General features: G+C 42.6%; 21 protein-coding genes. 6 read left to right on the top strand and 15 right to left on the bottom strand.

Features of this window, described 5'->3' with window-relative positions; genetic code table 11:
* The 3 genes from NSQ99_RS21885 to NSQ99_RS21875 form a co-directional block, all read right to left on the bottom strand.
* Positions 1-2,226 (bottom strand): PKD domain-containing protein, encoded by a 2,226-nt coding sequence (locus NSQ99_RS21885; protein ID WP_340839096.1) that lies wholly within the window; start codon positions 2,224-2,226, stop codon positions 1-3.
* On the bottom strand, positions 2,227-3,186 hold the full coding sequence (locus NSQ99_RS21880) for a copper amine oxidase N-terminal domain-containing protein (RefSeq protein WP_340839095.1): 960 nt from the start codon (positions 3,184-3,186) through the stop codon (positions 2,227-2,229).
* Positions 3,187-3,305: 119 nt separating this feature from the next.
* On the bottom strand, positions 3,306-4,586 hold the full coding sequence (locus tag NSQ99_RS21875) for a mechanosensitive ion channel family protein (RefSeq protein ID WP_340839094.1): 1,281 nt from the start codon (positions 4,584-4,586) through the stop codon (positions 3,306-3,308).
* Between the two features lie 230 nt (positions 4,587-4,816).
* On the opposite strand from NSQ99_RS21875, the gene NSQ99_RS21870 reads away from it, so the two are divergent.
* Together NSQ99_RS21870 and NSQ99_RS21865 are read left to right on the top strand one after the other, a co-directional pair.
* Positions 4,817-5,464: a response regulator gene (locus NSQ99_RS21870; protein WP_251669982.1), complete on the top strand. Its 648-nt coding sequence runs from the start codon at positions 4,817-4,819 to the stop codon at positions 5,462-5,464.
* 20 nt (positions 5,465-5,484) lie between these two features.
* Positions 5,485-6,300 carry a sensor histidine kinase gene (locus tag NSQ99_RS21865; protein WP_340839093.1) on the top strand — a complete coding sequence of 272 codons (816 nt, stop codon included), beginning with the start codon at positions 5,485-5,487 and terminating at the stop codon, positions 6,298-6,300.
* A gap of 103 nt (positions 6,301-6,403) precedes the next feature.
* Here NSQ99_RS21865 and NSQ99_RS21860 read toward each other — a convergent pair whose 3' ends face one another.
* From NSQ99_RS21860 to NSQ99_RS21830, 7 genes are all read right to left on the bottom strand, one after another.
* Positions 6,404-6,943 carry a TlpA family protein disulfide reductase gene (locus tag NSQ99_RS21860; protein ID WP_340839092.1) on the bottom strand — a complete coding sequence of 180 codons (540 nt, stop codon included), beginning with the start codon at positions 6,941-6,943 and terminating at the stop codon, positions 6,404-6,406.
* Positions 6,930-7,673, bottom strand: coding sequence for an ABC transporter ATP-binding protein (locus NSQ99_RS21855; RefSeq protein ID WP_340839091.1), 744 nt, complete (start codon positions 7,671-7,673; stop codon positions 6,930-6,932). The genes NSQ99_RS21860 and NSQ99_RS21855 overlap by 14 nt, the downstream gene beginning before the upstream one ends.
* Entirely contained in the window at positions 7,666-8,487 is an 822-nt protein-coding gene (locus tag NSQ99_RS21850) for an ABC transporter permease (protein ID WP_340839090.1), read from the bottom strand. The genes NSQ99_RS21855 and NSQ99_RS21850 overlap by 8 nt, the downstream gene beginning before the upstream one ends.
* Positions 8,488-8,600: 113 nt before the next feature.
* Positions 8,601-9,200, bottom strand: coding sequence for a nitrous oxide reductase accessory protein NosL (locus tag NSQ99_RS21845; protein ID WP_340839089.1), 600 nt, complete (start codon positions 9,198-9,200; stop codon positions 8,601-8,603).
* The gene (locus tag NSQ99_RS21840; protein ID WP_340839088.1) at positions 9,197-10,594 is read right to left on the bottom strand and encodes a right-handed parallel beta-helix repeat-containing protein; all 1,398 of its coding nucleotides are present in this window, start codon (positions 10,592-10,594) and stop codon (positions 9,197-9,199) included. Before NSQ99_RS21840 ends, NSQ99_RS21845 begins: the two co-directional genes overlap by 4 nt.
* A gap of 2 nt (positions 10,595-10,596) precedes the next feature.
* The gene (locus NSQ99_RS21835) at positions 10,597-10,923 is read right to left on the bottom strand and encodes a hypothetical protein (protein ID WP_340839087.1); all 327 of its coding nucleotides are present in this window, start codon (positions 10,921-10,923) and stop codon (positions 10,597-10,599) included.
* 337 nt (positions 10,924-11,260) lie between these two features.
* Positions 11,261-12,490 (bottom strand): MFS transporter, encoded by a 1,230-nt coding sequence (locus tag NSQ99_RS21830; protein ID WP_251669998.1) that lies wholly within the window; start codon positions 12,488-12,490, stop codon positions 11,261-11,263.
* A gap of 177 nt (positions 12,491-12,667) precedes the next feature.
* On the opposite strand from NSQ99_RS21830, the gene NSQ99_RS21825 reads away from it, so the two are divergent.
* A complete protein-coding gene (locus tag NSQ99_RS21825; protein WP_251670000.1) occupies positions 12,668-12,997 on the top strand; it encodes a LytTR family transcriptional regulator DNA-binding domain-containing protein in 330 nt (109 codons plus the stop codon).
* A 144-nt stretch (positions 12,998-13,141) separates the two neighbouring features.
* Positions 13,142-14,143, top strand: a complete 1,002-nt coding sequence (locus tag NSQ99_RS21820) for an aldose 1-epimerase (RefSeq protein ID WP_340839086.1) — start codon at positions 13,142-13,144, stop codon at positions 14,141-14,143.
* A 135-nt stretch (positions 14,144-14,278) separates the two neighbouring features.
* Here NSQ99_RS21820 and NSQ99_RS21815 read toward each other — a convergent pair whose 3' ends face one another.
* The 5 genes from NSQ99_RS21815 to NSQ99_RS21795 all read right to left on the bottom strand — a co-directional run bounded on the left by NSQ99_RS21815 (position 14,279) and on the right by NSQ99_RS21795 (position 20,026).
* Positions 14,279-16,018 (bottom strand): methyl-accepting chemotaxis protein, encoded by a 1,740-nt coding sequence (locus NSQ99_RS21815; protein ID WP_340839085.1) that lies wholly within the window; start codon positions 16,016-16,018, stop codon positions 14,279-14,281.
* A 178-nt stretch (positions 16,019-16,196) separates the two neighbouring features.
* A complete protein-coding gene (locus NSQ99_RS21810) occupies positions 16,197-16,943 on the bottom strand; it encodes a response regulator transcription factor (RefSeq protein ID WP_340839084.1) in 747 nt (248 codons plus the stop codon).
* A gap of 17 nt (positions 16,944-16,960) precedes the next feature.
* Positions 16,961-17,791, bottom strand: coding sequence for a carbohydrate ABC transporter permease (locus NSQ99_RS21805; RefSeq protein WP_251670009.1), 831 nt, complete (start codon positions 17,789-17,791; stop codon positions 16,961-16,963).
* A 1-nt stretch (position 17,792) separates the two neighbouring features.
* Entirely contained in the window at positions 17,793-18,683 is an 891-nt protein-coding gene (locus NSQ99_RS21800) for a carbohydrate ABC transporter permease (RefSeq protein WP_340839083.1), read from the bottom strand.
* Positions 18,684-18,760: 77 nt separating this feature from the next.
* Positions 18,761-20,026, bottom strand: a complete 1,266-nt coding sequence (locus tag NSQ99_RS21795) for an ABC transporter substrate-binding protein (RefSeq protein ID WP_251670012.1) — start codon at positions 20,024-20,026, stop codon at positions 18,761-18,763.
* Between the two features lie 332 nt (positions 20,027-20,358).
* On the opposite strand from NSQ99_RS21795, the gene NSQ99_RS21790 reads away from it, so the two are divergent.
* On the top strand, positions 20,359-21,321 hold the full coding sequence (locus NSQ99_RS21790) for a glycoside hydrolase family 113 (protein ID WP_251670014.1): 963 nt from the start codon (positions 20,359-20,361) through the stop codon (positions 21,319-21,321).
* Positions 21,318-22,547, top strand: coding sequence for an AGE family epimerase/isomerase (locus tag NSQ99_RS21785; protein ID WP_340839082.1), 1,230 nt, complete (start codon positions 21,318-21,320; stop codon positions 22,545-22,547). Before NSQ99_RS21790 ends, NSQ99_RS21785 begins: the two co-directional genes overlap by 4 nt.
* Positions 22,548-22,561: the final 14 nt, after the last annotated feature.

Below are 22,561 nucleotides of genomic sequence, written 5' to 3'. Positions count from 1 at the left end.
CTATTGCCACGTATTAGATTTCTTTCTGTCACTTGCCGTTACAAAGGCTTCAATGGTCGGTTGACCAAATTCCTCTTGAACTTCAAGCATGAAGCGATATTCTCCGACATGTGTTGTTTCATAGCTCACTTCGGTTTCATTGCCTGTAGCGAATAATTGTTTTGTTTCATTAAACACGCCGTCATTATTCGCATCAAAGACCACATACCAATTTCGTTTGGCTATCGTGTCACCGTCAAATGAATAGGATCGATCTTTAAGCGTAAAGGTTGCGATATTCCCTTTTTCAGGATCACGATAAATTTTCTTCTGAAATTCAAAATTTGCATATGGCTCTTCATCAGGCTTAATCTTGTAGACCTGCGTTGCTGTACTCGTATAGCCAGCGGTATTTTCAACGGATACAGTTACTCGATAATCTCCTGCTTTTTTGAATAGTACATCAATTGATTTTTTTCCCTTTAATGCACCTTCGTATTTAATTTGATTATTAAGATTTTCGTTTATAGATTCGATTTTCCATGTGGTTTTAGTATCGATGGTTGGATATTTTAGAGGGGTATTAGAGGATTCAGTGAAGGTTACTTTTCTATTTTCTTTAAGTGTTCCTGTTTGCGTAATAGCTGCTTCTACCGTAGGTTCTACAACAACGAGAGAATGAATCGTACTATGCTGCAAGTCGTCATTATCCTTAACATGTAGCTGTAATCTTTGTGGACCGAGTTGATCATACCAAGCTGTAGCGGTTTCTCCAGCTGGATTCCACTCACTAGGTGGTGCATCTTTCGCATTCGGCATTGTCCAGCGATACTCCACAATATAGCCATCGGGATCATACGACTCTAAACCATGAAACACAGCATAATCGCCTTTCTTGACCTCTTGATCACCGTTGATGATTGCTACAGGACTTTTTAGCTCGGGTTTTATAACGGGTGGTGGTGGATCAGCTTTCTTATACACATAGGTGTTAGCGGTTAATAAGCCCGTATCTAGTTCTCCCTTGTACATGCCTGATTTAAAATCTACCTTTGCTCGTCCATTAAATATTTGTGTTAAATCTTCTTTCCCCGCCAAAGCTGTCTTTGGTATCGTAAATTCATAGGTTCCTGTAACCTTTGTCTTTCCATTTGCAGTTATCTTGATTAACGGTGCACTTTGACTGTTATTCTCTGTCCTCAGATAGATTCTGTAGTCCCGTAATGCACCAGGATCTTTCATATTAATTACTTCTGCGTTCAGTGTAACATTTACTTTAATGTCTTTATCAGCAAACTTAATGCTGTTTGGATCTGCAATAAGCTCACCGACCAACATTGGATCTTCTGATTTAATGTACTTAAACGTTATTGTTCCGTCATACTTATAAGTCTCTACTTCTGCTTTTGCTACAAGTATGTACTCAATGGTCACAGGGTACATTTTGCAAGCCGCATGTCCTGTTAAAAACGCTGGATTGTTAGAGTTGATATCTCGTAAAAGACCAAAAGTTTTTTCAGTTGGTGAATATTGTGTACCAATCGTAGGCTTGTATGGATCATACTTTTGATTTGCAACAAATGCAGGATTACCTAATGTCGGTTTAATATGATCGTTATCTTTAGGTAGATGTACAGTGTTATGTATTACTTTATTACTTGGAATAACAGTATCTCCATTTAACCAAGTTGTGCCAGCAATATTAAACGTGGGATCTACAAAGGTCGTAATATCATGTACTTTTCCGTATGGAATATCTGTCGGTGGTGTAGGTTTATCTGGTAAAGCTCTATTACTTGTATAACGTTTATAATATTCCCTTCCATCGGAGAGGTTATATGTGTTTGCTTGCCAATCATAGCCATCACTATATCGACAAAAAACATTGCCTGGGGTAGATGATAGTTTGAGTTTTTCACTATCTCTATATCCTTCAACATCTATCGTTCCAGTTACTTTTTCACCTATAATCGTTACTTCAATAAATCCTTCTGCACGGTTCGGTGAAAATTTTACAATTCTATCGGTACCTTTATCGTAGGAATACGTGCCGGATTGATATAACACCGAAGCAGCGTCTTTAGGGTATGGAATTTTATATTCTTTTCTAGATTCGCTTAGTCCTTCTTCTGGTTCAACATTATAATATTCCTCGACTTCTATACTTACTTTTGCTTGAGCTTGCTGATTAGGTATTAACCCAATCAGCAAACCTAGTATAAGAAAAGATAAATATAATCGCTTCAATTAATTCACCTTCTCTGCAATTCTTTGATACTGACTTCCTTGTTTAAAGATAGTACCTATTCCTATAAGATCAATATCTTTACCGTTAACATTGAGGAACGCTATATTACTTGTGATTTTTTCTCCATCTTCTAATCTATAGTCTCTAATATACGTTGTGTCATTTTCATTCGTATTATAGATACTAGAAACTGCTGGTGCCATCGATACTCCTTCCTTCATTGCTACATAAAATTTAGCATTCATATCATGATAATTCTCTTGCACCACTCTACCGGTATTGTTTTCAAGGGTAAAGTTCATGATCAGAATATCTTTTGCTTGATCGAACTCATAGAATTTATACTTCTCTTGCAATGCCTTACCTTCTACAGAAGAAGTCTTATACAAATACGCACTATGCACCGTTAGCTTTAAACCGTCACTTGTTTCTTGGGTAAATGGTATCTTCACTAAACGATTAAAGCCCATATCCGTAAAGTTATCGTAGGAGATCTCGCTTTCTTTTTTCGTAATGAACAGAACACTATTCGTTGTACTATCAAACTTCACTGTCACGCCTAGCCCTTCGCCAATATAACGAGCCGGAATAAACACACGCCCCTGCTTCATCTCAGCCACGGTATCCATTGTTACGTTCTTACCATTAACCGTAATGACCTTCTTGCCTACACTGACCGATACCGTATTTTCCCCTCTAGTCAACGTAGCCGTTTGCTTCGCATTATCCCACTTAATATTTTTACTTTCTACTCCAAGCGCTGTAGCGATTAAGCGTAGCGATCCCATTGTGCGGTTATCCTTGTTAATATATGGCTGTGGCTCGCCAGCTGGAGTGACGAACAGCTTGCCATCCACCTTGAATGTAGGGACGTTGTTGTTTGCTGGCGCTGCAGAGACAGCGCTTACGAAAGTCATCAACATTACTACTACTGCTAGAATCGATATACTCTTTTTCATTTCAGTGCTCACTCTCCATATAATTTTGATAACAAAAAAAGCACTCCCTCTTATGGAAGTGCTTCTTCGCTAAAAACAATATAGCATATTCATCCAAATATTTCTATATCTAAAATCTATTAACCGAACTCTTTTTCCGCGTCCTCCTGCTGTAGGCCGCTTTTCAGGTCATAGCCTGTTGGCTTTTGGAAGATTCTTAGGCCAAACTCCGGCGCCACGGCGAAGATATGGTCAAATATATCCGACTGTATTCCCTCATAAATCGCCCAAGCCGTACTATTAGCAAATGCGTAAATCTCCAGTGGAAGTCCAGATTCCTCCGGCTGCAGCTGTCTTACCATGCAGGTCATCTCTTTATGAATTTTAGGATGCTTTTCGATATATTGCTGAATATACACTCTAAATATACCGATATTGGTAAGCCCTCTTCCGTTTACTTTTACGGAGCGATCTACATTATGCTCTGTATTATATGCTTCGATCTCCTGCTCCTTGGTCTCGATGTACTCTCGCAAATAATGAATTTTTTTGAAGCGCTTAAGCATTTCAGGCGTGCAGAACGTAATACTGCTTGTATCAATATTAATCGAGCGCTTAATGCGTCGACCACCGGATGTTTGCATCCCTCTCCAGTTCTTGAATGAGTCTGAGATTAGTGCGTAGGTCGGTATCGACGTAATCGTCTTATCCCAATTTTGCACCTTTACGGTATTTAGTGATATATCGATAACATCTCCGTCTGCTCCATACTTAGTCATTTCAATCCAATCGCCTACACGGACCATATCGTTCGTCGTAAGCTGTACTCCTGCTGTTAATCCAAGGATCGAATCTTTGAATACAAGCATCGTCACAGCGGATAACGCACCTAGCCCGCTAAGCAGAATAAGTGGACTTACTCCGAACAAGCTGGATAGAAGCAAGATTCCCCCCATAATGAAGAGAATAATTTTAGCGACTTGAATGTAGCCTCGTATTGGACGTGTTTTTGATATTTCAAGTGTAATATAGTAATCATGAATGGCATTAAGAAACGAGTTAATAACGAGTAAAATCACGACGATCAAGTATATCGTAACGCCTTTTTCGATTAAACTCGCGTATTCTGTAAACAAGTAGGTCGACAAATATATAATAATTGCGGGAACGATGTGAGACAGTCTATGAAACACCTTTCGCTCCAGCATATAGTTATCCCACTTTATTTTATTGTTATTGATATAGAAAGTAATGAACTTAAGTACGACCTTCTTCGTAATATAATTTGCTATAACACTTAACAAGGCGATGCCAATCATTAAAATAATCGTGCTTAATCCCTCGGCCGAATTCTCAGCCACACCTACATCGACAAGCCAGGTCTGCAGCCAATCCTGTTGAGTATTTACTACATTCTCCATATGCCCCTCCTAAACTGTCATAATCCGTCCCTCATCTCCTTTAGCATGTTCCAATTGAACAATGTCGTTGATAAAGAAGGATTAGCTTAAAGTCTTGACCTATATTTTAGCATAATCATGAGCGATACCCAACGCCTGATCCTACATATAGCTCCTTGGAGTCATTCTACTAATGTGAACGCGTGCTATAATGAAGTCTAATATGATGCAAGTTCGGAAAGGAGAATTCCATGTCTAGCTGTCGAATATTAATTATTGACGATCATGAATATGCTCGTGAAGGCATCCGAACGATTATTGGACAGGACCCACATTTTATTATCGTTGCAGAAGGTGCGTCTGGAGAAGAAGCGATTACCTTAACGGAGCAATATATGCCTGACCTGATTCTGATGGACATTCAGATGCCGGGAATCGGTGGTCTAGAGGCTACTAAGCAGTTAAAAAACAACTTTCCCTATATAAAAATTATTATCGTTACCGTCTCAGATGATATCACCCATCTATTTGAAGCGATAAAATACGGAGCCCAAGGCTATCTATTAAAGAACCTGCAGCCCAGCACTTGGCTAGATTATTTGCATGCTGTCGCCTTAGATGAAGCGCCTGTAACGAAGGAGCTCGCGTTTCGCATGCTGAAGGAATTTACGGCTAAGCCAAGCTCTGATTCAGAGAGTCACCCGTTAACGGCTAGAGAGCAGGAGATTTTAAGATTAGTTGCCAAAGGATTTGTTAATCGCGAGATCGCTGTCCAGCTCGAAATCTCTGAGCACACGGTCAAAAATCATTTGAAGAATATATTGCAGAAGCTGCATCTGAGCAATCGTGTACAGCTTACTCGCTATGCATATGAAAAGGGCTGGGTACAGGATCAATAAGTTGCGAATAGGAGCGAACAATGAACTACAAATTGAATAAATGGCTAATTCTAATAATCCCGACACTAACCATTGGTTTATGGGAGTACATCCGACACGAGTTTTTGCTGTCCTATATATCGATGGATCTTGGGAATTTACTATCCCCTGTCATCGTATTTATTGTTACCATCGTATTTTTAACGAGACTGTTTACTATAATGGAGCGAAGCCAGCAGGAGCTAGCTGAAGCGAAGGCGATGCAGGAGGTATTGCTTGAACGGGAGCATATTGCAGCCGAGCTGCATGACGGGATCGCACAATCACTGTTTCTGCTGAATGTCCAGCTAGAGCAAGCGCACGGCGAGCAATCGGAGGAGCATTATCGGAAGCTGAAAGCACAAATTCATCATACGAATGCGTATGTTCGCGAAGCAATCGCCAGCCTGCGCTCGCCAATAAAAGTACAGGGCTTGCGCATGCAAGAGCAGCTGAAGCAATTTCTAAGTGAGCTGGAGATGCTCATGGATGTCAGCATTCACGTGAACTGGAGGCTGGAGGATGAGCTGCTCTCGCTGAAGGAACGAATTGATCTGCTGCTGTCCATTCGAGAAGCGCTGCACAACATTAGAAAGCATGCGAAGGCAAATAACATCTGGATCGACGCATTCCCTACGGAAGGTGGTTGGTACTGTTGTGTTAAAGATGATGGAGTGGGCATAACTGAGCAGTTATTATCTCACAGCGAGCAGTTCGGCCTATCGATGGTTCAGGAACGAGCTGAAACGTGGAGCTGGAGCTTTACGATCGAGCGTCAGCAGGATCATACTCGCTTCCAAATACAAAGCAACGCTTAAAATACAATAGACAATAGACAGTAGATAGCACAGCCCGCTAGGGTTAGGAACGTCCTAACCCTAGCGGGCTGCTTATATTAGCGCCTGATTCACGCTAGTTTATCTAAGATGAGATGTCCGCGATCTGCTTCAATATCTCATCTATTTCTGTATATGCTCCATGGTGAATTCGTTGAATGGTCCCCTCTGCATCAATAAGTACGCTCACCGGATATCCCTGAACACCAAGTGCTCTCTTCCAGGCGAGCTCTTCATCTCGAAGCACCTCCATCGTTAAGTCGTAGCGCTCGATCATCGGCGTGATCTTATCAAAATCTTCCTTCATGTTGATCGCTACAAAAGCAACCTCTGGAGCAAATGCTTGTGCTTCATTCAGCAATGGAAGCTCATTGATGCAAGGCTTGCACCAGCTTGCCCACAAATTAATTAGCATCGGTCCATCCTGTGCTTTTAGCGTTCTCTTTTCGTCCTCTAAGCTAAGCAGCTCAATCTGTGGAAGTGAATCACCAACGGTAACGATCTTGCTTCCTTTTGGCTGCAGCGTCATATACAAGATGACCGCAAGGATACTCATCGCTGCCACCATGAGAATAGCAAGCTGCACTCGCTTACGCAGCTTTGATTGCTGTTTAGCTTCGTACACGTTTCATCGGCCCTTCCTCGCCCCAAAATAACTGCTCGTAGGCTTTCTGTATTCCTTCTTCCCCATATTGCTGCTTTATGTTACTGTAGCTGGACGACAGCTTTATCTGCCCTTGATCAAGAAGAACAATATGATCAGCTGCTGCTTCAGCTACCTGCAGCTGATGCGTGGAGAACAACACAAGCGTGCCTTGCCTTGCTGTCTCATCGATAATCGATACAAACTGCTTCATCCAGTATGGATCTAAGCCATTCGTAGGCTCATCTAACAGCAGCAGTGCCGGCTTGCTAAGCAATGCCTGTGCTAGCAGCAGCCGCTGCCTCATCCCCTTTGAAAACTGATGCACCTTTTTCTTCCCTGTATCCTGTAAGCCAACGAGCGCTAGCAGCTCTCGAACTCGCTCTGTTGACTGTTGCTTAAGCTCTCCCCAGAATTTCAATGATTCGTATGCTGTAAAGCTGCCGGTAAACTGATAATCATCAGGCATGTAGCCTATAGCCGCTAAATACTGCTCCGGCTGTGCTTCAATCGTCAGCTCGTTCAGCGTTATAGAGCCGGTTGATGGTTTGCTTAAGCCAGCAATCATGCGAATAATACTGCTTTTTCCTGCGCCATTCCCACCACAGAGGGCGATAATTTGACCAGCAGTAAAAGAAAGCGAGAATGGCGCAACGAGCTGCTTCTGAGCAATGCTTTTTGACACATCAGTTAGCCGCAGAATGTTATCCACGATATCGCCCCCTTTTCCATAGCCAGCCTGCTAGCGCTAAGCTTCCAAGCACATAAACAATCGTCAGTAAAGTAAACGCTATATGACCAGAAGGATGCGTGATCCAAGTAATCCATTGGTAATACTCAGGTCCAACGATCGTGCCACCACCTAATGTAGCAATGATATAAACTCTAATCCATTCTGCCGGGTTGAAGAAGGTCATAATCGTGAGAAGCGGCTTTATCCACAAATATGGCAGCTGTCCGAGCAAGGCAATCATAATCGGTGACCAGCCAATAATAAAGAAGAACCATATTCCGATTACATAGGTTAACGCCTGCCAGCGCGTTGAGGCGATAGCACCAATAACCATAGCAATCGCTAGAAACGCAGCAATCAGCAGCACCGCGAATATAAAGAGCAAAGCGTACACAGATGCGGTAAAACCGCTCGCTGTAAAGCTGCTAATGATACCTGTTACGCTGTAGCCAATTGTTACAATCGAGATCAGGACAAGCAGCAGCCCGATATATTTACCACCTAACCAGCTCGTCATGCTTAATCGATACGTATATAGCAATGCAGCGCTGCCATCCTCTTTCTCACCAGTTATGGAGAATGCTCCTAGCATTAGAGTAATAAGCGGTAGCAAATATAACGTTAAATTCATAAGCATTCCTGTAACACCAGAGTAGCCAGAGCTGTAGCCCTGCTGATGGATAAGGAGCATGCTCAGCATAAAGATAACAAATAATGCGAGAAAGGAATATGCCCACGGATTGCGGAAGCCTATCCTCAGCTCCCGCTTCATAATCGTTGTAAAGTGATTCATAATAATCTCCTTCTAAGCAAACCGTGATGATGAGGGAGGAGCTTTTAGCTGCCTAATATAAGCCAGCATGAGCTCTGTTATGGTCGTCTGCTTCACCAAGTGTGACTACCTCACTATGCGGCATCATCATGCACTGCTGCTTCGTTATGAGCATCCGCTTCACCATGTGCCTCTTCTTCATCATGCGCATCTGCATCATCATGCGCATCTGAATGGTCATGACCGTGACTATGGCCGTGATCGTGAGAACCCATCATCTCTTTATTCACTTCCCATGAATGAGCAGCTAATGCTTCTGCATCCATTAACATTCCAACCCCATGCTCGTTCATATAGCTATTAGCAGCTGCTTCTGTCTCGAATGAAATGACACCGTAAGCCATAGGTGTTTGGATCGATGCATCGTACACATAGTAGGCTTTATCGTATTTAATCCATTCCAAGCTGTTATGATCGCGTACATACGTAGCTGCAATGCTGTCTGCACTATGCTCATTACGCCATTCCACTAAGCAGCCAAGATCATCGAATTTAAGAGAGCGACCTTCCTTCGTAATAATTTGCGTTGCATATGCATCATCCTTAATTGCCATATTGCATACTTCACAACGATCAATTTCTTCATTGATTGCTACCGGAGGATAGTCATCCTTTCCACATGCCGCAGTAAACAGCATAAATGTTAACAGTACAACGCCTAATATTTTTTTCATTGTTCTCTTCTCCTTAGCTTTAACATCATATAGGTGCTAGCTGCACCGAGCAGCGTCCACACGAGAAGCATTCCCCATTGAATCCGCTTCTCCCCAGCACGTTCTAGCAAGTGAACCGACATACTGGGTGATTGGTCAGCAATCCACTGGTCACGCTGTGCCGCATAGAGCTGCTCAATAAATGAGATGCCCGGTGTGCCGAACAGCAGCTGAAAGCTTGGTCTACGTTCAATAAGCGATAAAAAGAACGGTGAGCTGGCATAGGTTAAGTCACTATAGCCATCACCATTGCTATCTAAGCCTTGATGTGTGTCCCAATAATTGTGCTGGATTATAGGCTTGCTGCTTCCGTCATCCCATATATTTGTTACGTTACCGATAAAATCATTGTTCTCCAGCTTTATTTGCTCGCCCTTTTGCAGCTGAAGTGCGACGAAATTGTGCAGCAACCGATTATGCTGCACTTGTATAGCTTCGCTGCGCTCAATATTTATACCAATGCGATTCTCGATAATCTCATTGTTAAACACCGTCGCATCCACTACGTCATAGATTAGAATGCCCCCCGCATTGGCATTGTCCTGCTGCTTTAGCAGCTTGTTGCCTTGCAGCGTAATATGATCGGACGTCATAATCATCAGACCGATAATATTGCCCTCACTCGTATTGTCCAGCAGCTCCACCTGCTCGGCATACATCATATGATAGGCGTACCTCGAATCCCTTACCTCGTTATGCTGGATCAGCAGCCGTTCGCTGCCTTCTGTATAAATGCCATCGTACATGCCACTTACAGTATTGCCGAGCACAGCAATATCGCTGCTGTTGAATAGATATATCCCATTGCCTCTGCTGCTCAGCTTGGCAGATGATTTCCCCTTCCATTCAATCGTATTATCGATCAGCGTACTATGCTGAAGCTCAGTCCCTTTAATCGCGGTTGCCATTGATTTCAGCTGCAAGCCCTCTAACGTAATGTCTCGCTGCTGCTTGACGACGATGACTGGCTCATCAGGGTTCTCCCGCTTATCATCAATCACTAGATCCTTTAGCGTAATCTGATCATTCGCTAGTATTATCGTTGCTGACTCAGCTTCAATATGAACCGTTGTAGCAGCACCTTGACCGATGATTTCCATCGGCTTAGTAATCGTTACAGGCCCAGTATAATCTCCAGCTTCAAGTGTTAATTGTCCATAAGCGGGAGTATCATCCACGAGCTCCTGTAGGCTTATGTAGCTCGGTGACTTCTTGTACAAGTTTGATTGAGGCAGCTCGCGGTACCCACTTGCCCCAGGTTCACTAGCCTTTGCTACAGCTGCCGAGTCAAGCTGAATAGAGAACAGGCATAGCAGGCTTAATACTGAGCCTAATGCCAGCACTAATTTTCTCATGATCACTTCACCTCAACCGTATGGCTAGTCATGATGTGTACGCTACCCAAATTAAAGTGAAGGGTAATTAAATTTTCACCACTGTTCTCAAAAATTGCCTCGATCTCATAATAGAGCTGACCATCCTGCTCGATCACTGCTGCATCATATAATCTCGTTTCTCTTGCATTGTCCCTTAGCTCAATGCGCATGCCATCTCTCGGCTTCTGCTCATCTATCAGTCTTACTCTAATAAGGGTAAGCTCCCCCGACTGGGGCTCCTGAGGATTTGTAATGATCTCTGTATCAACCTCCTGTGGCACAATAAGCTCAGGAGGTCCATTAGACATTGATTCACTACTGCCACAGCCAGTTAAAAGCACAATCACAAGCATCAAAAGCAAGCAGGACGATCCTACATTCCTTGCCCTTCTAAACACGTCCTCACCACTTTCTTCAAATTATTCATTAGTATAGCCCTATTGATCATTAGCTACATGACTATATCGAGCTATATTTGAGATGAAGTTGTGTAAGTTCTTTGACAATTACATACAAACAGGTCTCGATTAAAAAAATGGACGTTCATTAATCGCAGTCAGCGACCAAGGAACGTCCTCAATTTAGAACAATATAGAATGAATAATATAAGTCCTACAACAAGTAATAGCCGCTCTACGAGCACGATTAGCGCGCTCTATCCTTAGGAAGCACGAAGGATAATAAGCCTATCAATGGAAGCAAGCTCGCTGCAACCATAACAAATTCCATAGATTTTAGATCGGCCACGCTGCCTAATACGACCGAGCCGACTGCTCCCATACCGAAAGCGAAGCCAGTAACAAGTCCTGACGCCGTTCCGACCTTACCTGGCATAATCTCCTGAGCATAAACAACACTTACAGAAAATCCAGATTGCAATATTAAGCCTAGTAACGAGATGACAGGGTATATCCAAAAAAGTGATACATGTGGCAGCAGCAGCGCTAAAGGAATGGACCCAACTAGCGAAGCAATCATCATCGTTCTTCTTCCGATTCGATCCGCGAGCATCCCGCCAAAAAATGTACCGACTACGCCGAATACCATAAATAGATACAGTGGAATTTGCGCTTGCTGAATCGTTAAACCGTACGCCTCTCTAGCAAAAAATTGATAGTAGTTTCCAATCGCTGCACTATACCAAGAGCGTGCGAATACGATAATTAATAATATTCCGATTCCGATATAGACAACCTTGCTTGGAATAGACGGGGCTTCAATGGAAGCAGAAGCTTGCTTCTTCTTCACTGGAATCGTTCCATGCTGGGCTAGCTGTCTAGAATACCATGGCACAACGTATAGCAGAATACCTATTGCCGTAGCGGCCAGCAGCGTTCCCCAAATGGCCCCTCGCTGACCTAATGGAACAAAGATGAAAATCGTCATCAGTGGGGCTAGCGACGAACCAAAGTTACCGCCAACCTGATAGATAGACTGTGCTAGACCTCGCTTATTGCCGGCTGCCAGATATACAACGCGTGAGCCCTCTGGATGGAATACAGCAGATCCAAGACCAATTCCGACAACACAGCATAGGACGATCCAGAAGTTAGGTGCAAAGGCTAAGCCTGCTATGCCCGCCATACTACTAAGCATCCCGATAATGAGCAGCCATGGCATTGGCTTGCGGTCTGACCATAGCCCTACAACAGGCTGCATAACGGATGAAGTCATATTTAACGTAAAAGCTATCCATCCGATTTGAGCATAGCTTAAATTCAATGAGGTTTGAAAGATTGGAAACAAGGCAGAGACAACAACCTGCATCGAATCATTCAACATATGTACTGCACTTACTGCAAATAAAATGGAGTAAACCGTTAAGCTTTTCATCGTCGCCTTGGCCGATGATGGTTGACTGGCTCTAGAATTCATAGTTCTCTCTCCGTGTTAAAATTTTAGTACTAAAGTAATTATTACCAAATGATCATATCATAAGCTACATTCATCCACAACGAGTTTTTTTATTAGACTCTTTCCAAAAAGTACATTATTGTGTTATAATGTAAACGCTAACATTTCAGTTGTTCATATATCTAAGGGGGTATTCGAATGTTGAGTGTTGCACTGAATGAACGAACAATGTTTGGTGATTTCGATCTCGAGAAAGAAATCATTTATTTCAAGATTGGTTCTGAAGGGCTTGTCAGTCTACATGCACACAATTACAGCAGAAGAGTTCAACTGTCACCATCAGATCTGAAGCGTTTAACGAAAAGCAAAGGCTACTATGCAATTAGCTCAAACTGCTATATTAATCTTTCTCGTATTCGCTCCATTATATCTGGCATCGTCTATTTTGGTAACGAGCAAAACAGCACGAAAATGCTCTCTGTAAGCAAGCGTACAGAGCAAAAAATCAAACAACTGCTTGCTGTATAACGATTAACGATCACATATGCCGCTAGTTCTAGGCTTGCTTAGGATTAGCGGTTGTTTGTTTGCTTTAATGCTGATATGCTAAAGAATGTGCGAGTTATCGCATCCGAATAAATTCAAACGCTACATCTGTTAAGGAGGAATAGCATGGCAACAATAGGAAAAGCCTTTGAGGGAACGTTTCATGATGAATCTGCAGTTTGGCTGCAATGGGGTCAATATGAAGCGGCAGTCCTTCCTAACGTAGGTGCCAATCTAATCGCTTTTCGTGATCATGAACGTCATTTAACGATTTTAAGAGAACCAACTGCTGCTGATATGGACAGCTTCCGTGCAAATCCAGGCATTCACGGTATCCCTGTTCTGTTTCCGCCGAACCGTTACGAGGATGGTAAATTTACATTCAACGGTGTAAATTATCAATTTCCTGTCAATGAAGAAGCTACAGGCAATCATTTGCATGGATTTTTCCATACAGCACGCTGGAATGTAGATGAATTCAATGTCACTGCAGCTGAAAGCTATGTAGTACTTAGCATTAGGATTAATAACGGACACGAAATCCATCAGTATCTTCCTCACGAATTCACGATCAAGCTTCGCTATTCCTTAAGTGATCTAGGATTAGCACAACAAGTTACTGTACATAATCACGGTGAAACTGCGATGCCTTGCATGATTGCCTTCCATACAGCAATCAACGCACCATTTGCAGAAGGAAGCACAGCAGATGACTACACTTATACACTCACCATTAAAGATCGCTGGGAGCTTAATGAGCGCATGCTGCCTACCGGCAAATACCAGCCATTAACGGATGAGGAAGCTAAGATGAGCACAACAGGACTTAATCCTTTCTGGAGCGAGATGGACAACCATTATACAAGCAGCACGAAAAATGGCCGCAATATGATGGAGCTTACCGATCGCCGACTTGGCTTAAAGCTGATCTATGATGTTGGAACCGCTTATAAGCAGTGGATGATCTGGAACAACGGCGCATCAGGTGAGTTTTTCTGCCCAGAGCCGCAGCTTAACCTTGTTAATGCGCCTAATAGCACATTACCAGCTGAAGAGATCGGCCTAGTAACACTTGAGCCAGGTCAGATCTGGGAAGAAACAAGCCGTCTGTATATTATCAAAGCTTAATATCATGAAAATAAGCCGAGCAGCACATCGTAGAAAGTACACACAGCTAGCATTGCTAGAGAGAATGTACCTTCCATAGATGATGTACTGCTCGGCTTTTATAAACTAATTTCAATGATTACCCGATTCAAGCTGTTATTTTAGCGTTGTAAATCGTTGCGATTCCTTCTGAAGCTCCGTCGCAATATCTGCCAGACCATCAACATTCGATTTAACCTCATTCATGATCTGCTGCTGATCATCAGTCGTTGATGCAACTTGCTTTGCACGCTGTGCGTTCGCATCGGATAATTGTGTCATCTCCATCAATGATGCCGTTACCTGCTCAGAGCTAGCAGACATTTCCTCAGATGCTGCGGATACCTCCTGCAGCTGTGCATTAATAACCGTAATGGACTCAACAATTTGCTCAAACAATTGCTGCGTTTGCTTAACCTCATTCATACCGAGATGAATATCCTCTTGTGAACGTCCAACAACTTCAACGGCGGATGCTGATTTATTCTGAATCTCTTTTACTAGCTTTGTAATACTCATAGCTGACTGCTTCGTATGATCCGCTAAGCTGCGTACCTCATTAGCTACAACAGCAAAGCCTTTACCATGCTCTCCAGCACGTGCTGCTTCAATGGATGCATTTAGTGCTAGCAAATTTACTTGCTCCGATATTTCTTGAATAAAGCTGATAGATTTACTAATCGCATCGGATTGCTCCGCGAAGGCTTGAATTACTTCACTTGTTTGCTCTACGCCTTGATGAATCGAGTTCATTTGATTCGTTATCGCATTCATCCGCGCTTGTCCATGAAGAGCCTGCTCTGTCGCCGAGACAGTTAGCTCCGCAACCTGAGATGCCGACTCTGATATTCTATTAATTCCTGCTGCGACTTCTTCCATAGAGCGAGTAGACTCCTGAGAGTGAATAAGCTGAGTCGATGCCTGCTCTGCAATGTTTCTTACATCCTCAGCGATCTGGGCTGCATGCTCCTTTGTCTGCTCAGTAGAAGCTAACAGCTCCTCTGTGCTTGCTGCAACGGTATGGGAATGAGTAGACATCTTCGTAACGATAACATTTAAGGATTCAACCATGTTATTGAAGCTGTCCGATAATTTACCGAATTCATTGTCCCACTCATACTGATTGCGCACAGTCAGATCTCCATCCTCGACGCGCTTCATATCAGTAATTAGTTTCTGGATTGGAGTACGTATTGTAGCAAAGATATAATAACCAAATGCACCGCCAAGCAGAACAAGCGTAATTAATGTAACGATCACTCCAAATTTTCTACTGTTTGCATCATCGATATTGTTTTTATTCAGTTCTGCAGCTTCATCAAGATGGACCTGCTTTAGCTCACGTAATGTATTAATCATCTCTACGCGCTGCTTCGTTAATCTATTGTTATAAAACGCAAACGCCTCAAGTGTCTTACCTTCTTCCAAACGTTCAACGACACTGTTATACTCGATTTCTATATTTTTTGATAACGCCGTATATTGCTCAAAAAGCCCCTTGCTTTCTTCACTTAGCGACAGACTTGATATTTTTTCTTCTAGCTCGTGGATAGTATTCGTGTACTGTTCAAGATTTTTTTTAACTTCTTCAGCCTTGACCAACGTACCTCCTAGAATCAACTCCACTTGAGCATTCTCAACCTGTACGTTCGCAGTGACTAGCTGACTTATATAGTCATTCGACATCATATTTTCTTCATACATTTTTTTAGCATTCCGGTTTACTTTATCTAGGGAGCTAGATCCAACAATACCAATCACTACACTAAAGCAAAGTAAGGATACAATCAAAATGACAAGCTTTACAGAAACATCTACATCCAATATTTTTTTTCTGATCTCTTTAAGCTTTAACACGATGCCTAACTTCCTTCCTGTATGTCTTAATATGTATGTATCATTATCACAAAACGCTTTTGATTTCATTTTGTGGAATTTTTGTATAAATAATGGATAAAATTACTTTCATTCTCTTCAAAAAGTTAATTATAAACTAAAGTCACAGTTTTGGGAATGCACAAAAATAGCTGCACCATTAACGATGCAGCTTTTTATACTCTTTCGGTGTGCAGCCTGTTATTTTCTTGAATAGCTTTTGGAAATAAACGGGATCATTGTAGCCAACCGATTGTGCAATTTCGTAATTTTTCATATGTGGATGATCGGTTAGAAATTGCTTTGCTTTCTCAATACGAATGACGATGAGATGATCTGTAATCGTGCTGCCGCTCATTTGCTTAAATAATCGGCTAACATAATGTGCACTCATCCCGACCTGTTCTGCGATGTACTCTAATTCAAGGTTACGATCATATTGCTCGAGCAGTAGCGATTTGATGGAATGAATGGCATGGTGTCCTTGATTCATCTCCTGTACTTCCGTTTCCTCCAGCACTTCCGGCTCTAATCTACGTACTGCTCCCTTTATGCGCTGAAGCACCTCCGCAAGCTGCTGCTTATCAATCGGCTTTAGCAGGTAATCGCACACACCGCAACGTATCGCTTTTCGAGCATATTCAAACTCACTAAAGCCACTAAAGATCAATTTTGCAAATGAGCGATCATTTACTGCTTCGATCAGCTTTAACCCGTCCATCTTCGGCATTTTAATATCAGTAATTAACACATCAAGCTCATGATCCTCCAGTCTATTAATATGAGTGAGCGCATCAAAGCCATTGCTATAGGATCCGATAACAACAATATTGCTGTCCATCTTGCTTAATATTTTCTCTAATCCTGCCCTAATCATAGGCTCATCATCAGCAACAATGACCTTCATACTTTTCAGCTCCTTCTTTATTTAACAGCCCCACTTGTTACCCCTGAGAAGATATATCGCTGTAAAAACAAATACATAACTGCTGTAGGAATCATAATAATCAGTATCGCAGCCGATATCAATTGCCAGTCCCCGCTGTTATTACCAAAAAAGCGCATGAGCGATGTTGAGACTACGACATGCTGAGCTCTTGGTAGATACAGATACGGTACAAAAAAGTCATTGTAGATCGAAATCGTCTTAAGAATAATAATCGTATAAGTTGCAGGTGCAAGCAATGGGAAAATAATTGAACGGAAAATTCGAACCAGTGAAGCTCCCTCTATCATTGCACTCTCATCAAGCTCGTACGGGATATTTTTAATAAATTGCAGGTAAATATAAATCTGTATAATGTCAGCTCCGATATAAAGCAGCACCGGTCCCATTAAATTATTCGTCAGCCCAAGTGAAGCAATCGTTTTATAATTGACCACCTGCGTTGTAATCTGCGGAATAATCGTAGCAAACATAAATAAACCGACTAATATGCCCTGCAAACGGAACTGAAAGCGAGAAATTGCATAGCAAAACGCCGAGCCTAGCAGGATATTGAAAAACAAAGTGACGATAATAATTGTTGCCGTATTTCCAAATGCTAGCGGGATACTTGCCTGCTTGAAGGCTTGAACGAAGTTATCAAAATAAAAGAAGGAATCTGGCAAAGACATCGTTGACGCTTCAAAAAACTTCTCCTTCGTCTTAAACGCATTTACAACTATAATATACGGTGGGAATAGGATGACTAGTGCTGCTAGACATAGAATGATATATTTTAGTCCTTGCTGAAGCTTTCCTATTACTCCCATACTAATCATCTCCTCTTGATAGTAGATAGCGCTGAATCGATAACACAATAACGACGAACAGCAGCAGAACAACACTCATTGCAGAAGCAAGACCGTAGTTATTAAACTGGAACGCTGTCTCAATAATTTTCATAACAAATGTCTCACTTGCACCTGCTGGTCCACCCTTCGTCAATACGAACGGCAGATCGAATACCTCTAACGCCCCCGTTACCGTAAGGAATAAATTGAGCTCGATAATTTTATATATGTTTGGCAAAGTAATTCTCGAAAACTTCTGCCATGCATTTGCACCGTCAATAGAGGCCGCTTCATATAAATCACTAGGAATGGATTGCAGCGCCCCTAAGTAAATAACCATATTAAAGCCCATAAATCGCCAAAGCCCTACGGATGCGAGCGTATAGTTAACGAAGTCCTTATTGCCCAGCCAGCTCGTCTGTGACAGCTGCCCGAACCCAAGCGAGCCTAGCAGCGCATTTAACGAACCATTCGTTGTGTCATATACATATCCGAACAAGTAAGCAACGGCTACGCCATTGAGAATGTAAGGTAAAAACAATAGTAAACGGAAGCCGTTTCTACCTCTTAGTTTCGTATTCAGGATCACTGCAAAAAACAGCGCAAGCATGTTTTGAATAATACCAACAACGAAGTAAGCAAAGTTATGCTTAAAAACGCCAAAAATATCTGGATTCGAAAATACTTCAACATAGTTGGCAAAGCCAATCCACTCTTTATTCGCACTTACGCCATTCCACTTCATAAAGCTCAATCTAAACAGCTCAAGCGCTGGATAATAAGCAAATGTAAACAGAAGCAGCAATGGTATCGTTATAAAACAGATCAGGATTACTTTTTTCTGCGTTTGGAACGATAGTTTGCTGAGCACCGGTCATCACTGCCTTTCCTTCAGAGATGTAAAAGGGAGGAGGATTATCATAGTGACAATCCTCCAGCCTCATTGCGTTATTCCTTTATGCCCAAATCACTTCTTGCCTTCGCCCATCGTCCATTTACTTTTTCCAGAACGGCAGCAGGATCATCGGACAGTACAAACTCCTGTACCGTTGCTGCTTGATCGAGCTGTGCTGCATTCTGAATATCTATCGCTACATCAGATGGCTGAGCAGGCTCAAAGTATTTCACATCGTAGCTATTAAACTCAGCAAGCTGGGCAAGCTTCGGCTCTCTATCCTTAAGTGTAGGAATAAAGCCCGCGAATTCATCATAGCCGGATTCCTCAATCATCCAATGAATAAAGGCTTTAGCTGCAGGCACATTTCCGTTCTTATTGACGGCATAGAAAAAGTCAGGATTAAGTGGTGCTTTCGCTTGACCGCTATTATCAGCAGGGAACGGGAAGAAGCCTACATTATCTGGATCTGCACCATTCTCAATCACTTGATTAATGACCCAGTTGCCTAATAGATACATTCCAAATTTGCCTGTTGCAATATCCTTTTTCGATTGCTCCCAGTTCGTTGAGTTGATATCCGGCTCTAGATAACCCTTCTCATAAAGCTCACGAACGATGCTCCATGTTTTACCGTATTCATTATCCATCGTATAAGGGGTGTCCGTGTCTGCTCGTTTGTTCTGGTGATCGCTCGCTTCACCAATTAGCGATGGAATATCATGCACCCAAACATCTAACGGCCACTTATCCTTAAAGTTGGATGCTAGCGGCACGATGCCGCTTTGCTTCAGCTTCTCACAGGCAGCTAGAAATTCTTCATACGTTTTGGGAACGTCTGTAATTCCCGCTTTAGCAAATGCTTCCTTGTTGTATACAATTCCTACTGTTGAACCGCCAGAGGAGATCCCGTACATTTGCCCCTCATGTGCTCTTAGCTCCTTAAAATAAATATCTCCGGAAAATTCAATATCGTTAAGCGGTGCGAAGTATTCTGGAAACTCTGCATTGGACAGCGTTGGTAAAAATACGACATCCGGAAAATCTCCCGAGCTCATGCGTACCTTTAATGTTGCGTCATAATCCAATATCGCTTCAAATTCAAGGTTGACACCTGGATACTTTTCTTCAAACCTTTTTTTGTATTCATCGTATACATTGCCAATCATATCTGTCCGGTTCGTAAGAAATACAATATCCCCCTTGATCTCTCCATCATCTCCTGCAGGTTCGTTCTTTTCATTTGTGTTCCCACTACATGCAGATAACATTGTTAGCATAACAATCACAGACAATAATAACATTAAACTCTTTTTCATCTCTTTTCCCCCTATTATTTTGTAATCGCTGTCATGATTAGCTTACTGGAATTTTCAGCTCTTTAAAATGGTTTGAAATGCGATTTATTGTCTTGAATTGACATTTAGAAAATCGGTTATCCCTTTATATATAAAGATCTCCTTATAATGAAGTGTGACATTACCCTTTAACGTTCCTGCGCCTACCCCTTCAAGTTCTCCGCCCCTTTTCTAGACACATTGCATAAAAACTAAAAAAACTCTTGCTAAAACATTAGGTATCATGTTTACTTGTTATAGAGTAATCACATAAAGTTATATAACAAAACTAACAAAATTAAGGAGGCTGACCAATGGCGCTTTCATTACCTTATATCGCCGGAATGACTTGGGGATGGACTGGAATTCGAGGAACTTGGGATGACGCTGAAGCAGATCGTTCCATGCAGCTTATGAAGGATAGGCTCGCTGTAAATTGGACAGCAATTACATTTGCTGCGCTTCAGGATCATCCGCAGGCTACCGTCATTCGTTATCAGGAATCCCCAACTGTTACAGATAGTGAGATTAAGCATGCGATCATACAAGCTCAGCAGCTTGGGCTTAAGGTAATTCTAAAGCCTGTCGTCAATTGTGCAGACGGCACGTGGCGGGCACATATTAATTTCTTTGATGTGGATGTACCATGTGAGCCGAAGTGGAGTGATTGGTTCGCCAGCTACACGGAATTCATGGTGCATTATGCGAAGCTCGCGCAAGAGATGAACGTAGAAATGCTCTGTATAGGCTGTGAAATGGTGCAGACTGATCGCAGAGCAAGCGAGTGGCGTGCACTAATTACGGAAGTAAGAAAGCATTACAGCGGACTCATCACTTATAACTGCGACAAATACCAGGAAGGCAATGTGACATGGTGGGATGCGGTCGACATTATATCCTCCAGTGGTTACTACCCGATTGATCAGTGGGAGCAGCAGCTTGATCGAATGGAGGGAGTCATTAGTCAGTATAATAAGCCGTTCTTCTTTATGGAGGCTGGTTGCCCTAGCCGTGAAGGCTCTCCTTATCTGCCTAATGATTGGGGCCTGCAGGGCGCACCAAGCGAGCAGAGCCAGCAGCAGTTTTACGAGGCGATGTTTTCAGCCTGTGAGCAGCGTTCATGGGTACGTGGTTTTCTGCTATGGGATTGGCCTTCGCATTTGTATGAAGAAAGCCAAGCTAAGGATAATGATGACTACTGTATGTTCGGTAAGGCAGCTGAAGGTACGGTTCGCAGTTACTATACTCATAAGACAATGGAGGAGGCCGAAGTATGACGAGCATAATACAGAGCGAAATACGTACGAAGTGGGCTGAAGAGCTCGAACTGGAGCTCAAAGACAACATTCTTGGCTTTTGGCTGAAGCATAGTTTTGATGAGCAGTGTGGTGGCTTTTTAGGACAGGTCAACCGAGATTTAACCATTGTTGCAGATGCACCTAAAAGCTTAGTACTGAATACACGCTTGCTATGGACCTTTTCCTATGCTTATCGAATGTATGGGGATGCTAGCTACCTTTCTGCTGCTGAGCGCGCCTTCGATTATTTAAATAAGCATTTTGCTGATCGAGCTAACGGCGGATATTATTGGATGCTCCATGCAGACGGCTCACCGCTTGAAGGAAAAAAACAGATATATGGGCAAGCCTTTGCGGTTTATGCTTATTCGGAATATTTCCGTGCAACGAAGAACTTGCAGGCACTCGATTATGCGATACAAGCCTACAGACTTATTGAGCAGTACGGTTACGATCCGGTCTATGGCGGCTATATTGAAGCATTATCCGAGGCTTGGGAGGAGACTGATGACCTCAGCCTAAGTGACAAGGATCTTAATGAGAAGAAATCGATGAACACACACCTTCACGTGTTAGAGGCTTATACGAATTTGTACCGCGTATGGCAGTCAGTCGAGCTGCAAGCTCAGCTGACCTCGCTTGTTAGGCTTACGATCCAGCATATCGTCGATGAACACACAGGACATTTCAAGCTGTTCTTCGATGAAGCTTGGCAATCACAATCTCAGCATATTTCCTATGGTCATGATATTGAAGGCAGCTGGCTTTTAGTCGAAGCTGCAGAGGTTCTCGGTGATGCAGCATTGCTTGAGGAAACAAAGAAAGTTGCACTTAAAATGGCTGATGCTGTGCTTACACGAGGCTATGATACAGACGGCGGCTTGTTTAATGAAGCACTTGGAGACACCATCATCGATGATCATAAAGATTGGTGGCCGCAAGCAGAAGCAGTGGTCGGCTTCTATAACGCTTATCAGCTCACCGGTAAGGAGACATATCTTGAAGCATCTCTTCGCTCATGGCGATTTATACAGCACGCGATCGTTGATCAGACATATGGAGAATGGTACTGGAGTGTGAAAAGAGATGGCAGTCCAAGCGACAATATGCAGAAGATTAGCGCTTGGAAATGCCCTTATCATAACAGTCGCGCCTGCTTCGAGCTGCTGGAGCGATTGCAGCTTGCAGACGTGCAGCAAGATTAAGCACAGCACATGAT

The organism is Paenibacillus sp. FSL W7-1287 (assembly GCF_038004245.1).
Lineage (GTDB): Bacteria > Bacillota > Bacilli > Paenibacillales > Paenibacillaceae > Pristimantibacillus > Pristimantibacillus camelliae.
The sequence above is the reverse complement of the archived record's forward strand: the minus strand, read 5'-3'. Positions and strand labels throughout refer to the sequence as shown.

Excerpts from the sequence above, each read along its gene's own strand:
- NSQ99_RS21875 (WP_340839094.1), bottom strand. The coding sequence starts at position 4,586 with ATGGAGAATGTAGTAAATACTCAACAGGATTGGCTGCAGACCTGGCTT.
- NSQ99_RS21835 (WP_340839087.1), bottom strand. The coding sequence starts at position 10,923 with ATGTCTAATGGACCTCCTGAGCTTATTGTGCCACAGGAGGTTGATACA.
- NSQ99_RS21820 (WP_340839086.1), top strand. The coding sequence starts at position 13,142 with ATGGCAACAATAGGAAAAGCCTTTGAGGGAACGTTTCATGATGAATCT.
- NSQ99_RS21785 (WP_340839082.1), top strand. The coding sequence starts at position 21,318 with ATGACGAGCATAATACAGAGCGAAATACGTACGAAGTGGGCTGAAGAG.
- NSQ99_RS21845 (WP_340839089.1), bottom strand. The coding sequence starts at position 9,200 with ATGAAAAAAATATTAGGCGTTGTACTGTTAACATTTATGCTGTTTACT.
- NSQ99_RS21795 (WP_251670012.1), bottom strand. The coding sequence starts at position 20,026 with ATGAAAAAGAGTTTAATGTTATTATTGTCTGTGATTGTTATGCTAACA.
- NSQ99_RS21830 (WP_251669998.1), bottom strand. The coding sequence starts at position 12,490 with ATGAATTCTAGAGCCAGTCAACCATCATCGGCCAAGGCGACGATGAAA.
- NSQ99_RS21810 (WP_340839084.1), bottom strand. The coding sequence starts at position 16,943 with ATGAAGGTCATTGTTGCTGATGATGAGCCTATGATTAGGGCAGGATTA.
- NSQ99_RS21825 (WP_251670000.1), top strand. The coding sequence starts at position 12,668 with ATGTTGAGTGTTGCACTGAATGAACGAACAATGTTTGGTGATTTCGAT.
- NSQ99_RS21850 (WP_340839090.1), bottom strand. The coding sequence starts at position 8,487 with ATGAATCACTTTACAACGATTATGAAGCGGGAGCTGAGGATAGGCTTC.
- NSQ99_RS21880 (WP_340839095.1), bottom strand. The coding sequence starts at position 3,186 with ATGAAAAAGAGTATATCGATTCTAGCAGTAGTAGTAATGTTGATGACT.
- NSQ99_RS21790 (WP_251670014.1), top strand. The coding sequence starts at position 20,359 with ATGGCGCTTTCATTACCTTATATCGCCGGAATGACTTGGGGATGGACT.
- NSQ99_RS21805 (WP_251670009.1), bottom strand. The coding sequence starts at position 17,791 with ATGGGAGTAATAGGAAAGCTTCAGCAAGGACTAAAATATATCATTCTA.
- NSQ99_RS21865 (WP_340839093.1), top strand. The coding sequence starts at position 5,485 with ATGAACTACAAATTGAATAAATGGCTAATTCTAATAATCCCGACACTA.
- NSQ99_RS21870 (WP_251669982.1), top strand. The coding sequence starts at position 4,817 with ATGTCTAGCTGTCGAATATTAATTATTGACGATCATGAATATGCTCGT.
- NSQ99_RS21840 (WP_340839088.1), bottom strand. The coding sequence starts at position 10,594 with ATGAGAAAATTAGTGCTGGCATTAGGCTCAGTATTAAGCCTGCTATGC.